The sequence below is a fragment of the Lutibacter sp. Hel_I_33_5 genome (genome assembly GCF_007827455.1).
Taxonomy (GTDB): Bacteria; Bacteroidota; Bacteroidia; order Flavobacteriales; family Flavobacteriaceae; genus Polaribacter.
In genome coordinates, this window is the sequence record NZ_VISM01000001.1 from 1,176,478 (window position 1) to 1,191,252 (window position 14,775).

The window sequence follows — 14,775 nt, forward strand, 5'->3', positions numbered from 1 at the left end:
CAACCTTGCATAAAACATAAGACGCTTGAAGTTTTTCAAGCGTCTTATATTTTATATAATATTTTGGTTTTAAAAATCTTGGTTTACATCCCAAGCTTCTAGAGTTTCTTTTAGTGTTTTAATAAACATGCCACCTAAAGCACCATTTACGACTCTGTGATCATAAGAATGTGATACAAACATCTTTTGTCTAATTCCTATAAAATCGCCTTCAGAAGTTTCTATAACCGCTGGTACTTTTCTAATAGCTCCTAACGCTAAAATTGCTACTTGTGGTTGATTAATAATTGGTGTCCCCATCACAGAACCAAAACTACCAACATTGGTCACCGTATAAGTTCCATCTTGAATCTCATCTGGTTTCAACTGATTATTTCTAGCTCTATTGGCTAAATCGTTAATAGATTTAGTCATACCCACTAAATTCAATTGGTCAGCATTTTTTATTACAGGCACAATTAAATTTCCATCAGGTAAAGCTGCTGCCATCCCTAAATTAATATTTTTCTTCTTAATGATTGAATCACCATCAATAGCAATATTAATCATTGGAAACTTCTTTATGGTAGAAGCAACCGCTTGCATTAATATTGGTGTAAAGGTTAGCTTCTCTCCTTCTCTAGCAAAATATGCGTCTTTTACTTTCTCTCTCCATTTTACAATGTTTGTAACATCAATTTCTATAAAAGACTGTACATGTGCAGAAGTTTGTATAGAGTTTACCATATGTTTAGCAATGAGTTTACCCATTCTAGACATTTCAATGATTTCATCTTCACCATTTACAGAAATTGGTGTAGCTTTCGTTATTGCTGTATTAGTTTGATTAGGTTGAGATGGTTTAACTTCGCTCAACTTAACATTAGGAGTATTTACTGGAGTCTTATCTTTATTTTCTAAATAAGCTAATATATCATTCTTGGTAACTCTACCTTCTTTTCCAGAACCAGCAATAGCATCTAATTCTTCCATAGAAACATTCTCTTTTTGAGCAATATTCCTTACTAAAGGCGAAAAGAATTTCCCACTTTCGGAGTTCTTGCTAATTGGAGATATAGTTTCTTTTACAGTTTCAATAGTATCTTCTAATTCTTCTATTGAAGACTTCTCGACTGTGCTCGAATTGACATTCTGTTTTTCAATTTCTTCTTTTTCCTTAACATCTTCTCCCTCAGTTTCTATCACAGCAATAGTATCTCCTACTTGCACTACAGAATCTTTATCAAAAAACACTTCAATAAGCTTCCCTTCTACCTCACTTGGTACTTCAGAATCTACTTTATCTGTTGCAATTTCTACAACTGGCTCATCTAATTCTATAGTATCACCAACTTCTTTTAACCAAGATGTTATCGTTGCTTCTGCAACACTTTCACCCATTTTCGGTAATTTTAGTTCGAATTTTGCCATCAATATTTTCTTTAATCGAGTGCGAAAATACAAAATATTGATGATTTTTTATGATAAAAAATGATGAAATTTATAAAAAAAATATTCAACATTTTATTTTATTCTTAAAATATAAATAAAATAACATTATAAAATTACATATTACCTATAAAAAATAGCTATTTAATAAGAATAATTAAAATTAATTGATTAAGCAATTTAACATCAAAAACAATTTTATTTTATTGAGTATTCTGTAAATTTATTTAATATCAAGCGTTAGTATATTAAGTTTTTTATTTAAATCTACTAAAGAAATTATCTTTTCTTCTTTAGTTTGATTTGCTTTTCCAAAATTATGATATACTGTAATTCTAAAATAAGTGGGTACATTATTATTTCCTGTTAATTTTCCTAGATAAGAAATGTTAAAAATCCACTTACCTATATCTTTAGATGTTATAAAAAACTCTTCTAAACCATACCCATGATTCTTTTCATTTTCAAGCCGTATTTTTTCGTCTTTTTCGGTATGCAACCAATTAAAATATCTTTTTTGCGGATTCACAATTTGCAAATCAAATTCAGCATCAAATTCATTCCACTCAAAAACAATTCTGGTTTTATAGGTAATATTATCTTTAAAAAAAGGTCTAACTAGATTAAGCTGAATACTATCTTTATTTAATGCAACTAGGTTTTTGTATTCATAATTTATCGATTTTAAAAGTCCAGAAAAGTCACTCGCTTTTTTATACAAGTTTCTATCGATATTATTATAAACATTCTGAGCTTCTTTAAATTGCCCATTCCTTTTATAAGCAATCGCTAAGTTTCTATATAATTGCGTTACTTTTGGGTTATACTCTACCAATCTTTTATATAAAACTATTGCTTCACTATATAGATGATTTTCTTCATATTTATAAACCAATGCTAATAAAGTTGAAAAATCATTTTTAGAAACCAATTCTAATACGTTTGATAAAATTCTTTTTAATAAATATTCATTACCCCAATTTTTGAAATATGTTGCTACATTAAAAAAGAAATCTACATTCGTTTTATTTAATTTACGTTGATCTAAATAAATATTAAAAGCCTCATCAATATTTTTTGCCTTAATCAATTTAGACATATAAGGAAGATTGTTAGATATCGCTACAACATCTTCATTATAAGTTGGTGTTGTCCCTAACTTAATTTTCTTTTTAGAGTTAACTCCATTATCTGGAGAACCCGTTTTTGTTGTTATTAATAAAACACCATTTACTCCAAGAGTACCATATTTATTTGTTGCAGCTAATCCTTTTAAATAAGTAATACTTTTTACATTATCAGGATTAATATGTGTTGTTTTATCTACAAACTGAGTTTTAGATATAATTCCTTTAGAACCATTACCAGAATTTCCAATTCCTGAATCGGTTTCAGAAATTATAATTCCGTCCATCACTATTAACCCATATTGATTCCCTAAAATGGACATATTATTACCTCTTCCTAAAAACTGACTTAAATCCACATCATCAGTTGCTGTGTTATTCTGTATTTTTAAACCAGAAAATTTACCTTTTACAGCTCGTTTTACATCTGTATCTAAATGAGAAATATCCTCCTCTCCAATAGACTGTGTAGAATATCCAATTTTATCTTTATTCTCTAACCTATTCCCTGTATTCACCATTTCTTTTCGTTCAGACACAACAGTAACCTCATCTAAAACCCCTCTTCCATCTGTTAATAACACATTCTTAGTCTTTGATTTTAAAGCTTTAACTCTTAATGTATTTTTCCCTATATATCTAAATTCAACTATGTCACCTTTTGTAATTGTAATCTCATATTCTCCTTTTTCATTTGTTACAGTATTCACTCTTTCTTGTTTAGAAATAACAGTAACATTTGATAACGGACCAGAAATATCTTCAACAACACCTTTTAATGAAACCCTATTACTTACTTCAACTATTTGTTCATTGCTCAAATCAATAAACTGACCATTTGAAAGTTTTGCTATTTTTTTTAATTTAGAATTTTCCGCTTTTCCTGTGCTAGAAATTATTTGAACAGGATTTGAAAAAAAGGCTGGAAAATCATCGATAGATTCATTTCCATCTGTAAAAAATAATATCTCATCACCTTTTACATTTAATAAATTGTTGAATGAAGAAACTCCATCATAAATTGAATTAAAAAGTTCATTTTTTAATCGTTCCCATTTACCCTCTTTAATATCAAAAGATTCATTTAAAATCACTTCATTACTAAACTTTATTAATTGTACTGATGTATTCGGGTTTTTGGAAAAATATGTATTTAAAAAATGTATCTCTTTAGATATATTTTTATCAATCATACTATAAGAAGTATCCCAAATAAGAGTTGTTTTCTTTTTAGTCTGTGAAGTAACAGAAAAAGAAACAACAAAAAAACTGATAACAAACATGCATTTTTTCATAGAAAATAATTTTTATTCTACTAAAAATACAAAAAAAAACATTAAACCCAGTCAATCGGATTTCTTAATAACTCCAACAACTTAACTTCTTCAGAATTTTCTTCAGGTTGATGATTATAAACCCACTGAACTTTTGGTGGTAAACTCATTAAAATACTTTCTATACGTCCGTTTGTTTTTAAGCCAAAAAGCGTACCTCTATCGTGTACTAAATTAAATTCCACATAACGTCCACGTCTAATTTCTTGCCAATCTTTTTGTTCTTGATTATATGTATATTCTTTTCTTTTTTCTACAATAGGCACATAACTTTCTAAAAAGCTATTCCCAACTTCAGTGACAAAATTAAAACGATCTTGCATAGAAAAGCCATCAGTTTCTTTTAAATAATCAAAGAATAAACCTCCAATTCCGCGAGCTTCGTTTCTGTGAGTATTCCAGAAATAGTTGTCGCAAGTTTCTTTGAATTTTTTGTAAAAACCGTCATTATAACGATCGCAAGCTGATTTACATACTGTATGAAAATGAGTTGCATCTTCTTCAAAAAGGTAATACGGAGTTAAATCTTGTCCACCACCAAACCATTGTGTTACAATATTTCCTTTATCATCATACATTTCAAAATAACGCCAATTTGCATGTACAGTTGGTACAAATGGATTGTTTGGATGTAAGACTAAACTCAATCCACAAGCAAAAAAGTTACCTTCTTCTACTTTAAACTGTTTTCTTAATGCTTCTGGTAATTCTCCAAAAACTTTAGAAATATTTACACCACCTTTTTCGAATACTGCTCCGTTTTCTATAACTCTTGTTCTTCCGCCACCACCTTCTTTTCTTTGCCAAAGATCTTCTTTAAATGTAGCTTTACCATCTATTTCTTCAATTTTAGAAGTAATAACATTTTGTAAATTTTCTATATATTTATAAAACTGATCTTTCATTTTCTAGATTTAATAACGCTACCGTTTTTACAGATGCTGCTGTTACAGATAAAGGTAAAACAATGATAATTCCTAAAACAGGAATTAATAAACACAGCATAAAAACAATACCATTTCCGATAGAAATGCCTTTATGTCTGCCAACAAAATTGATACTTTCCTTATAATTTAAGTGTCTTTCTAACGTATAATCCATATTCCCAAAACCTGCATAATAAGATTGTAGTAAAAACAATAAAATAGTAGAAAATATATTTACTAATGGAATAAATTTAAGTAATAAAATAGGAATAGTAATCAGTAATTCTTTTCCTAAATTTCTAAAATTAATTCGAATTCCTCTTATTAATTGTTCTTGAAAACTTGTTTTTCTATGTTGATGTGATAACTTTCCATTTATTGCAATCTCTATTTTTTCTGAAACAGGACTCATAAATGGCGCTGATAATGCTAAAACTATATGTTTATAAAGTATTAATCCAATAACTAAAACAAAAACAGCTCCTATAAAAGAAGTAATAGTTGTAATAGTTTGCTTTCCCCAATCCCAAATCCAAATTTTTGCTAAAAACCGACCAATATCATCAGATAAACCATACGCCGTAAAACCAATGACTGTTGCAGTTACAATGCTTATTAGAATTGGAATTGCAAAATATTTCCATAGCTTTAGTTTAGAAATTAAACTAAAAGCACCTGCGTAGGCTTGCACTCCTAAAAATATATTTTTAATCATTTTCCTATCCTTACTCCTTTCCAAAGGAAAGGAAATTCAAGTTTTTCTTCCCTTTAGAAAGATTAAGATGGGCTTTTATATTCTTTTACAGCATCTATAAATGCTTTCGCATTATCTAACGGAATGTTTGGTAAAATACCGTGACCTAGATTTACAATGTATTTGTCTTTACCGAATTCGTTAATCATTTGATGCACCATTTTTTTGATTTCTGCCGGTGGCGATAACAAACGTGATGGATCAAAATTACCTTGTAATGTAATATTCCCGCCAGATAAATAACGAGCATTTCTAGCCGAACACGTCCAATCTACACCTAACGCAGCAGCGCCAGATTTAGACATCTCATTTAAAGCAAACCAACATCCTTTACCAAATGCAATAACTGGAGCATCGTCTTTTAAAGCATCAATTATTTGCTGAATATATTGCCATGAAAACTCTTGATAATCTACTGGAGATAACATTCCGCCCCAAGAATCAAAAACCTGAACAGCATTAACACCCGCAATAACTTTTGCTTTTAAATAAGCAATAGTTGTATCTGTAATTTTCTGTAATAATTGATGTGCAGCAATCGGATTTGTAAAACAAAATTCTTTTGCTTTGTCAAAGTTTTTAGAGCCTTGACCCTGCACCATATAACATAAAATTGTCCATGGTGAACCCGCAAAACCGATTAACGGAATTTCGTTATTTAATTTTTCTTTGGTAGCTTTTATTGCTTGATACACATAATCTAATTCCACATTTACATCAGGAACAATTACATTATCTACATCTTTTTGAGTTCTGATTGGATTTGGTAAGTAAGGTCCAAAATTTGGTTTCATTTGCACCTCAACATTCATTGCTTGTGGAATCACCAAAATATCACAGAATAAAATTGCAGCATCCATTCCGTATCTTCTAATTGGCTGTACTGTAATTTCTGAGGCTAATTCTGGAGTTCTACAACGTGTAAAGAAATCGTACTTTTTTCTGATTTCTATAAACTCTGGTAAATACCTTCCTGCTTGACGCATCATCCACACTGGTGGACGGTCTACAGTTTCTCCCTTTAATGCTCTTAAAAATAAATCGTTTTTTATCATTGCTTTCTTACGTCATTGCGAATGTAATGAAGCAATCTATTTTTTGGTAAAAAGATTACTTCGTCATTCTTCCTCGTAATGACATTTTTTTATTTTATAATTTTGAAACAGCTAACATTCCTGCATCAATAGCTTTACTAATTTTCTCTAAATCTTTATCTTTTAATGTTGATGATAAAAACCACGCCTCAAACTGACTTGGCGGTAAAAACACACCATTTTTTATCATTTCCCAGAAGAAAGTTGCAAATTTATTTGTATCGCAGGTTTGAGCGTCTTCAAAATTTATCACTTCTTTATTCGTGAAAAACGGATTAATCATAGAACCAAATCTATTTACCTTAATTTCTACACCATATTTTTTAGCTGATTCTAATAAAAACACTTCTAAAATTGAAGCTGTCTCATTAAATTGATCATAAGGATTTTGCTTCTTCAACTCTGTTAAAGTTGCAATTCCACCAGCCATCGCAATTGGATTTCCAGATAATGTTCCTGCTTGGTACATTCCGCCTAAAGGCGCAACCATTTCCATAATTTCATTTCTTGCTCCGTAAGCTCCAACTGGAAAACCTCCACCAATCACTTTTCCTAAACAAGTAATATCTGCTTCTACATCAAATAATTCTTGAGCTCCACCAAATTTAGAACGGAAACCAGTCATTACTTCATCAACAATTAATAACGCATTTTTAGATGCAAGATATGTTTTTAACTCTTTTAAGAAATTATCTTTAGGAGTAACAACACCCATATTTCCTGCAACTGGCTCAATAATTACCCCGGCAATATCATCATGTTTTTCAAAATGTGCTTTTACACTTTCTAAATTATTGTATTCAGCAATTAACGTATTTTTCACAGCACCTTCAGGCACTCCTTTAGAACCTGGCAAACTTAAAGTTGCCAACCCAGAACCAGCAGCAACTAATAATGCATCTTGATGCCCATGATAACAACCCGAAAACTTAATGATTTTATCTTTTCCTGTATAGGCTCTTGCTAAACGAATTCCGCTTAAAACAGCTTCAGTACCCGAATTTACAAAACGAACTTTATCCATTCCTGGGAAAGCTTCACATACAATTTTTGCTAATTTGATTTCGTTTTCTGTGGATGCTCCAAATGAATATCCATTCTTTAACGATTTTGTAATTGCTTTTTGTACTTTTTTATGACGATGTCCTAAAATCATTGGGCCATAAGACAATACTAAATCTACATATTCATTATTATCAACATCTACAATTTTAGATCCTTTTGCCTTTTTGATAAACAACGGATTTCCACCAACGGAAGAAAAAGCTCTCACAGGAGAGTTTACTGCTCCAACTAAGTTTACTAATCCTTTTTTATATAATTTTTGTGATTTTTTAAACATAATGTGTAATTGTGTATTTGTTTAATCGTGTAATTGTTAAATAGTTACACAATTAAACACTTTAACGTTTTAACAAAACTCTTGCAGCTTCCTTAGCAAAATAAGTAATAATAATATCTGCTCCAGCTCTTTTCATTGAGAGCAAACTCTCCATCATTACTTTTTCACCATCAATCCAACCTTTTTCTGCTGCGGCTTTAACCATGGCATATTCTCCACTTACATTATAACATGCAATTGGACGATCAAAATTATTTTTTAAATCTCTAATAATATCTAAATAAGACAAGGCAGGTTTTACCATTAAAATATCAGCTCCTTCTTGGTCATCAAAAGTTGCTTCTCGCATTCCTTCATCTCTATTTGCAGGATCCATTTGATAGGTTCTTCTGTCTCCAAATGTAGGAGCAGAATCTGCAGCATCTCTAAAAGGTCCGTAAAAAGCTGAAGCGTATTTTACAGAATAAGCCATAATTGGCAAGTTTACAAAACCTGTATTATCAAGTGATTGACGAATCATATCTATCGTTCCATCCATCATTCCTGATGGTGCAACCATATCAACTCCAGCTTTTGCATGCGATACAACCTGTTTTGCAATATTTACTAATGTTGCATCATTATCAACATCATTATCATGAATAATTCCACAATGACCATGTGAAGTATATTCGCAAAAACAAACATCAGTAATTACATATAAACTTGGATAATTTTTCTTGATAAAACGAATTGCTTGTTGCTTAATTCCATTATCATTCCAAGTTTCTGTTCCTTCATCATCTTTCTTTGCTGGAATCCCGAATAATAAAACAGCTGGAATATTTAACGCAACAACTTCATCTAATTCTGTAGAAATTTTATCCAAAGAAAAACGCTTGATTCCAGGCATAGAAACAATTTCTGTTTCTATATTTTCTCCTTCTTCAATAAACAACGGATATACAAAATCGTCTACAGAAAGTTTAGTTTCTCTAACTAACCTTCTTATTCCTTCTGATTTACGTAATCTTCTTGTTCTAAACATCGTTAAATTATTCTTTTACAAAATGATTATTCACCATTTCTAAAACACTATCTACACTAGGTAAATTAGCAACTTCTACATTTTTAAAATGTTTTCTAGCTTCTACTGCTGTCGTTTCACCGATACAGAAAGCTATTTTATCAGCTTCGTTTTCTTCTAAATAACTTGTAATTCCTGAAGGACTATAAAATAACACACCATTAACAGCAGCATCTATTTTAGTAGAACTCACCATATTTTTATAAGCTTCAATTTCGTTTACCACTATCTCTTTAGCTTGTAAATATGCTGGAAGCACATCTAATCTCACATCACTACAAAAATAACTAACTTCCTTAACATCAGTTTCTTTTGATATATATTCCGCTAATTTTAAGCCGTTTTTAGCTACATGAGTTACAGAACCAATTCTATTTTCAATTAATTTTTTAGTTCTTCTACCAACGCAAAAAATATTTTTGAATTTTATTTCATCCTTAGTAAAAGAATTTAATATTGCTTCTACTCCATTCTGACTTGTAATCACCACATTTTCATGCTCAGTTTTCATCACCTTTGTTGAAATTCTATTAAATCTAATTTTAATAAAATCGCTATCTTCAATTTTAATCGTTCTATCTAATATTTCCTTTTGACTTTCAGATAACTTTTTAGTTGAATACACTAAAAAGCCTGTCGTTGCTTCAACATCAATATCGTCAATCATTAATTGTTTTCCGCCACGATTTATCACATAATCTGCACAATCTTTTGCTAAATATCTATGTCTACCAACTTTTGCTGTTTTGGTAACAGTAATTTTCTTTTTTCCGTCTTTACTTAATAAAATCCCTTTAAAATTAATTTCTTCAGTTTTTTCATCAATATAAGCCAAAGCCCCAATTGGCGCTGTACATCCACCTTCTAAAAGGTTTAAAAATGTACGTTCTACCCCCACACAAACTTGTGTTTCATAGTGATTTAATTGTTCGCAAGCATCTTTCACATAATCATCTTCATCTAAAGCAGCAATCATAATTGTACCTTGTGCTGGCGCTGGAATCATCCAAGAAAGATTAACCGCTCCTGCTGGTCTTTGTCCGATACGTTCTAATCCTGCAGCTGCAAAAACAGCTCCGTCCCAATCATTCGTATCTAACTTTTCTAAACGCGAATTTACATTTCCACGTAAATCAACTACCGTATGGGTTGGATATCTATTTAACCACATAGCTTTTCTCCGCAAACTTCCTGTAGCAATTGTTGCTTCTTTTTGTGCAAAAAACTCTTCAGTATCTTTTAATACAAGAATATCATTATAATTTGCACGTTTTAAAACCGCAGCTTGTATAATACCTTCTGGTAAAACCGTTGGTACATCTTTTAAAGAATGAACCGCAATATCAATATCTTTATTAAGTAAAGCAATATCAAGATTTTTAGTGAAAATTCCTGTAATCCCCATTTCGTATAATGGCTTGTCTAACACTAAATCTCCAGTAGATTTTATAGGAACTATTTCTGATTCGTACCCTAATACCTCCAATTCTTTGCGCACTTTATTGGCTTGCCATAAAGCTAATTGGCTATCGCGAGTTCCTATTTTTATTATTTTGCTCATTGATTTTTTGTTAGGCTTTAAACACCTTTTCTATCACTTGAATACTTTGATTAACTGTAGTTTCTTCTTCTTTTAAATGTTTCACAAACTGTGTTGTGATTTTTTGAATCATTCTAGAAGTTATAATTTCAGCTTGATCTTCATCAAAGTTTTTGATTTTCTTTTTCTGAAAAGCAATTTCATCTTTTTTGATAGATTCTAAAGATTCTTTTAAGGTAGTAATTGCGGGTGTAAATCTTCTATGATTTAACCAATCTCTAAATTCGTTTTTATAAATATTAATGATCTTTTCTGCAGTCGGAATTTCTTGTTGTCTTACCGCTAAAGTTTCGTCTGTAATTTTTGATAATTCATCAACATTTACCAATGTAATTCCATCAAAACCTGACACCTCTTTATCAACATTTTCTGGCACTGATAAATCTAAAACAAGTAATTCTTTATTTGAAGAAATATGATCTTTAGTAATTGTTGGATTCTCTGCACCTGTAGAAACAATTAACACATCTGCTTTTTCTACTTCTTCTGTAAGATTATCAATCGTACTAATTCTTAACGATTTAAAATCTTTACCGAATTCTTCTGCCTTATTTTGTGTTCTATTGATTAAACAAACCGAAGTATTATTTGTGTATTCTGCTAAGTTTTTACAGGTATGTTTCCCCATTTTACCCAAACCGAATACTAAAATATTCTTACTATTATAATCTGGTAAATTTTTGATAATATATTGAACTGCCGCATAAGAAACAGATGTTGTACCTGAACTTAATTTAGTTTCGTTTTTAACTTTTTTGCTAGCTTGCATCACGTTATTTAACAAACGTTCTACATATGCATTGGTTGTCTTATATTTTTTTGCCAACTTATAAGATTGCCTTAATTGACCAACAATTTCATAATCTCCTAAAATCTGGCTTTCTAATCCTGTTCCAATTCTAAACAAATGATGAATGGCTTCTTGATTTTTATACAGATTAGAAATCCGAGCAAACTCTTCTACAGTTCCTTCAGAAAACTGACACAACAATTGAATTAATTGATACGGGTGCTCTGCAAAACCATTGATTTCTGTTCTATTACAAGTTGATAAAACAAAAACGCCTTGAAACCCTTTTTGCTTAGCATCTTGAATCAATAAAGCCTGATTCTCTTTTGATAGCGAGAATTTTCCACGCGTTTGTGCATCAGCTTTCTTATAGCTAACGCCAATATTGTAAAAATATGTTTGCTTCTCTTCTATCATGAAATATAAAAACAGGTCAAAAGTAAAAACTTCTAATTGATAAAAATGTCGCTAGAAGTACTTTTTATAACGCTATACATCCTTTTAGCTAAAAAGGGGTGTTTACACCTGTTTTACTGCATTAATAACATATCGACCGACATTTATACAGAACCATTCTAAATAAAAAAATAACTATTTTAGCGTTTAATTATGATAAAAAACATCGGTAAAAGTACTTTTGAAGAAATAAATCTTGAAGAAGGTTTTTATTTACTTCATTTCCAGAACCAAAGTAATGAAAATCAAAATTTTAACAGAAATATTGATAGTACTTTTATACAAATACATTTTTGTGTAAAAGGGGATGCAAAATTTTTGTTTAACAATAGTTCTTATACTTTTGATGTTCTTGATAATAGATCTATTCTATTATACAATCCACAGAGAGAATTACCCATCAATTTAGATATTAGGCCAAAAACAACATTGGTTTCTTTATTGATTTCAATAGAAAAATTTCATTCATTATTTTCTAAAGAAGCAGGTTACATTCCTTTTTTAAGTGATGAAAATAGCAATAAAAAATATTATGATGACACTGAAATTAAACCAACAGTAGCTATAGTTTTACAACAAATTATCAACTCGAATATCAATAGCTCAATTAGAGATTTATACATCAAAGGAAAAATTTATGAATTACTAAGTTTACATTTTCAAAAAGATGAAACTGCCGATGGTGAATATTGTCCGTTTTTAGTTGATGAACAAAACGTAATTAAAATCAGAAAAGCTAAAGATATTATTATTGCAAGAATGTCTGAACCACCGAGTTTACAAGAATTAGCAAACGAAATCGGTTTAAACATTAAAAAATTAAAAGAAGGGTTTAAACAAATTTATGGTGATACCGTCTATAGTTTTTTGTTTGATTATAAAATGGAGCATTCTAGACGATTATTAGAAAGTAATCAATACAACGTAAATGAAGTCGGATTAAAAGTTGGATATAGCACTGCAAGTCATTTTATCGCTGCTTTTAAAAAGAAATTTGGCACAACGCCTAAGAAATATGTGATGAGTTTGAATCAGTAATCAGTAATCAGTAATCAGTAATCAGTAATCAGTAATCAGTAATCAGTAATCAGTAATCAGTAATCAGTAATCAGTAATCAGTAATCAAAATTAAAAAATTCCACAATTCTAACTTTTTAACTTTTTAACTTTTTAACTTTTGGCTAATAAAAGAATGAAACAACTAACACATTACGATATCAACAACAAGCAACAACAATTTCCGATTACTATTGTTTGTGATGCAATCAGAACACCAGAAAATATTGGTATGTGTTTTAGGATTTCTGAAAGTTTTGGTGTGGAGAAAATTTATTTTCATGAAACATCACCAAATACTGAAAATAGAATTGTAAAGAAAACAGCAAGAAGTACTGTAGAGCAAATTAAGTATGATTTTTATACTAATTTTGAAGTGATTATCAATCAATTAAAAAAAGAAGGGAACACAATTATTGGTATAGAAATCACTGATAAAAGTATCAATATTCAAGATTTTGATTTTAAAAATCATGAGAAAATCGTATTACTTTTAGGGAGTGAACGAAATGGAATTGAGAACATCAACTTATTAGATTATAGTATCGAAATACCGATGTATGGAAGAAATTCTTCTATGAATGTTATTCATAGTTTAGCAATTTCCTTATATGAAGTTACGAATCAGTTAGTAAATTATAAAGATTAACAGCAAATAAATAATCAAAAGTTTTCTTTTTTCAACTTTGAAATTTTAAGACTTTGAAACTTTAAATATGAAAGGAGTTTTATTAGTAAACTTAGGATCACCAGATAGTACAGATCCAAAAGATGTAAAAAAATATTTAGGCGAATTTTTAATGGACGAACGCGTTATTGACGTTCCTTATTGGTTTCGTTCTTTTTTAGTAAAAGGAATCATATTAAATACAAGACCAAAAAAATCGGCAGCAGCCTATCAAAAAATTTGGTGGAAAGATGGTTCTCCGTTAATTGTTTTATCAGAAAGATTACAAGAAAAAGTACAAGCTAAAACTGATATTCCGGTTGGATTAGCAATGCGTTACGGAAGTATGTCGTTAAAAAAAGGAATGCAAGAGTTGTATGATAAAGGTGTAAGAGATTTACAACTTATCCCTTTATATCCGCAATTTGCAATGGCTACAACGGAAACGATTGTTGTTTTAGCGGAGGAATTACAAAAAGAGTTTTTTCCTGACATGAAAATCACTGATGTTCCTGCTTTTTATAAAAAACCAGAATACATCAAAGCTTTATCTAACAGTATAAAAGAATATTTAGCTGATAAAGATTATGATCATGTTTTGTTTTCCTATCATGGAGTTCCAGAACGTCATATAAGAAAATCAGATATTACTAAATCTCATTGCAAACCAGAAATTGCTGGCGAAGCAAGTTGCTGCAACACACCTTCTAAAGCACATGAGTTTTGTTACAAACATCAGTGCTTTGAAACTACAAAAAATGTGATTGCAGAATTGGGTTGGGATAAAGAAAAAGTTTCTACATCGTTTCAATCTCGCTTAGGAGTTGACCCTTGGCTACAACCTTATACGGATAGAACTATTGTAAAAAAAGCCGAAAAAGAAGGCATTAAAAAACTTGCCATCGTTACACCCGCTTTTGTTTCTGATTGTTTAGAAACTTTAGAAGAAATTGCCATGGAAGGAAAACATGAATTTTTAGAAGCTGGCGGCGAAGAGTTTTATACAGTTCCTTGTATCAATGATAATAATGAATGGGTAAATGTTTTAACTGGATGGATTAATGAGTTTAACAATGAACAATTATCTGTAAACAATTAACAATAACTGATAACTGATAACTGATAACTGATAACT

The 14,775-nt window shown here is 30.3% G+C and carries 12 protein-coding genes; 3 read left to right on the forward strand and 9 right to left on the reverse strand.

Going from position 1 to position 14,775, the window contains the following annotated elements:
- Nucleotides 1-69: 69 nt before the first annotated feature.
- The 9 genes from OD91_RS05090 to hemA form a co-directional block, all read right to left on the reverse strand.
- The gene (locus tag OD91_RS05090; protein WP_144895305.1) at nt 70-1,410 is read right to left on the reverse strand and encodes a dihydrolipoamide acetyltransferase family protein; all 1,341 of its coding nucleotides are present in this window, start codon (nt 1,408-1,410) and stop codon (nt 70-72) included.
- A gap of 241 nt (nt 1,411-1,651) precedes the next feature.
- Nucleotides 1,652-3,850 carry a carboxypeptidase-like regulatory domain-containing protein gene (locus OD91_RS05095; protein ID WP_144895306.1) on the reverse strand — a complete coding sequence of 733 codons (2,199 nt, stop codon included), beginning with the start codon at nt 3,848-3,850 and terminating at the stop codon, nt 1,652-1,654.
- A 41-nt stretch (nt 3,851-3,891) separates the two neighbouring features.
- On the reverse strand, nt 3,892-4,794 hold the full coding sequence (hemF, locus tag OD91_RS05100; RefSeq protein ID WP_144895307.1) for an oxygen-dependent coproporphyrinogen oxidase: 903 nt from the start codon (nt 4,792-4,794) through the stop codon (nt 3,892-3,894).
- Nucleotides 4,775-5,530 (reverse strand): EI24 domain-containing protein, encoded by a 756-nt coding sequence (locus tag OD91_RS05105; RefSeq protein ID WP_144895308.1) that lies wholly within the window; start codon nt 5,528-5,530, stop codon nt 4,775-4,777. The genes hemF and OD91_RS05105 overlap by 20 nt, the downstream gene beginning before the upstream one ends.
- Nucleotides 5,531-5,592: 62 nt before the next feature.
- Nucleotides 5,593-6,624 (reverse strand): uroporphyrinogen decarboxylase, encoded by a 1,032-nt coding sequence (gene hemE, locus OD91_RS05110; protein WP_144895309.1) that lies wholly within the window; start codon nt 6,622-6,624, stop codon nt 5,593-5,595.
- A 94-nt stretch (nt 6,625-6,718) separates the two neighbouring features.
- On the reverse strand, nt 6,719-8,008 hold the full coding sequence (hemL, locus tag OD91_RS05115; RefSeq protein ID WP_144895310.1) for a glutamate-1-semialdehyde 2,1-aminomutase: 1,290 nt from the start codon (nt 8,006-8,008) through the stop codon (nt 6,719-6,721).
- A 58-nt stretch (nt 8,009-8,066) separates the two neighbouring features.
- Nucleotides 8,067-9,032 carry a porphobilinogen synthase gene (gene hemB, locus OD91_RS05120; protein ID WP_144895311.1) on the reverse strand — a complete coding sequence of 322 codons (966 nt, stop codon included), beginning with the start codon at nt 9,030-9,032 and terminating at the stop codon, nt 8,067-8,069.
- Nucleotides 9,033-9,039: 7 nt separating this feature from the next.
- Entirely contained in the window at nt 9,040-10,632 is a 1,593-nt protein-coding gene (hemC, locus tag OD91_RS05125; RefSeq protein WP_144895312.1) for a hydroxymethylbilane synthase, read from the reverse strand.
- A gap of 10 nt (nt 10,633-10,642) precedes the next feature.
- The gene (gene hemA, locus OD91_RS05130; protein WP_144895313.1) at nt 10,643-11,878 is read right to left on the reverse strand and encodes a glutamyl-tRNA reductase; all 1,236 of its coding nucleotides are present in this window, start codon (nt 11,876-11,878) and stop codon (nt 10,643-10,645) included.
- A 192-nt stretch (nt 11,879-12,070) separates the two neighbouring features.
- Here hemA and OD91_RS05135 point away from each other — a divergent pair, with 192 nt between their 5' ends.
- The 3 genes from OD91_RS05135 (at nt 12,071) to hemH (ending at nt 14,739) form a co-directional block, all read left to right on the forward strand.
- Nucleotides 12,071-12,955, forward strand: a complete 885-nt coding sequence (locus tag OD91_RS05135; RefSeq protein WP_144895314.1) for a helix-turn-helix transcriptional regulator — start codon at nt 12,071-12,073, stop codon at nt 12,953-12,955.
- A 154-nt stretch (nt 12,956-13,109) separates the two neighbouring features.
- Entirely contained in the window at nt 13,110-13,622 is a 513-nt protein-coding gene (locus OD91_RS05140) for a TrmH family RNA methyltransferase (protein ID WP_144895315.1), read from the forward strand.
- Between the two features lie 67 nt (nt 13,623-13,689).
- Nucleotides 13,690-14,739, forward strand: coding sequence for a ferrochelatase (hemH, locus tag OD91_RS05145; protein ID WP_144895316.1), 1,050 nt, complete (start codon nt 13,690-13,692; stop codon nt 14,737-14,739).
- The last annotated feature ends 36 nt before the right edge of the window (nt 14,740-14,775 follow it).

Bases quoted from the DNA above. Each gene is read 5' to 3' on its own strand.
- OD91_RS05090 (WP_144895305.1), bottom strand. From the start codon at position 1,410: ATGGCAAAATTCGAACTAAAATTACCGAAAATGGGTGAAAGTGTTGCA.
- OD91_RS05095 (WP_144895306.1), bottom strand. From the start codon at position 3,850: ATGAAAAAATGCATGTTTGTTATCAGTTTTTTTGTTGTTTCTTTTTCT.
- hemF (WP_144895307.1), bottom strand. From the start codon at position 4,794: ATGAAAGATCAGTTTTATAAATATATAGAAAATTTACAAAATGTTATT.
- OD91_RS05105 (WP_144895308.1), bottom strand. From the start codon at position 5,530: ATGATTAAAAATATATTTTTAGGAGTGCAAGCCTACGCAGGTGCTTTT.
- hemE (WP_144895309.1), bottom strand. From the start codon at position 6,624: ATGATAAAAAACGATTTATTTTTAAGAGCATTAAAGGGAGAAACTGTA.
- hemB (WP_144895311.1), bottom strand. From the start codon at position 9,032: ATGTTTAGAACAAGAAGATTACGTAAATCAGAAGGAATAAGAAGGTTA.
- hemC (WP_144895312.1), bottom strand. From the start codon at position 10,632: ATGAGCAAAATAATAAAAATAGGAACTCGCGATAGCCAATTAGCTTTA.
- hemA (WP_144895313.1), bottom strand. From the start codon at position 11,878: ATGATAGAAGAGAAGCAAACATATTTTTACAATATTGGCGTTAGCTAT.
- OD91_RS05135 (WP_144895314.1), top strand. From the start codon at position 12,071: ATGATAAAAAACATCGGTAAAAGTACTTTTGAAGAAATAAATCTTGAA.
- OD91_RS05140 (WP_144895315.1), top strand. From the start codon at position 13,110: ATGAAACAACTAACACATTACGATATCAACAACAAGCAACAACAATTT.
- hemH (WP_144895316.1), top strand. From the start codon at position 13,690: ATGAAAGGAGTTTTATTAGTAAACTTAGGATCACCAGATAGTACAGAT.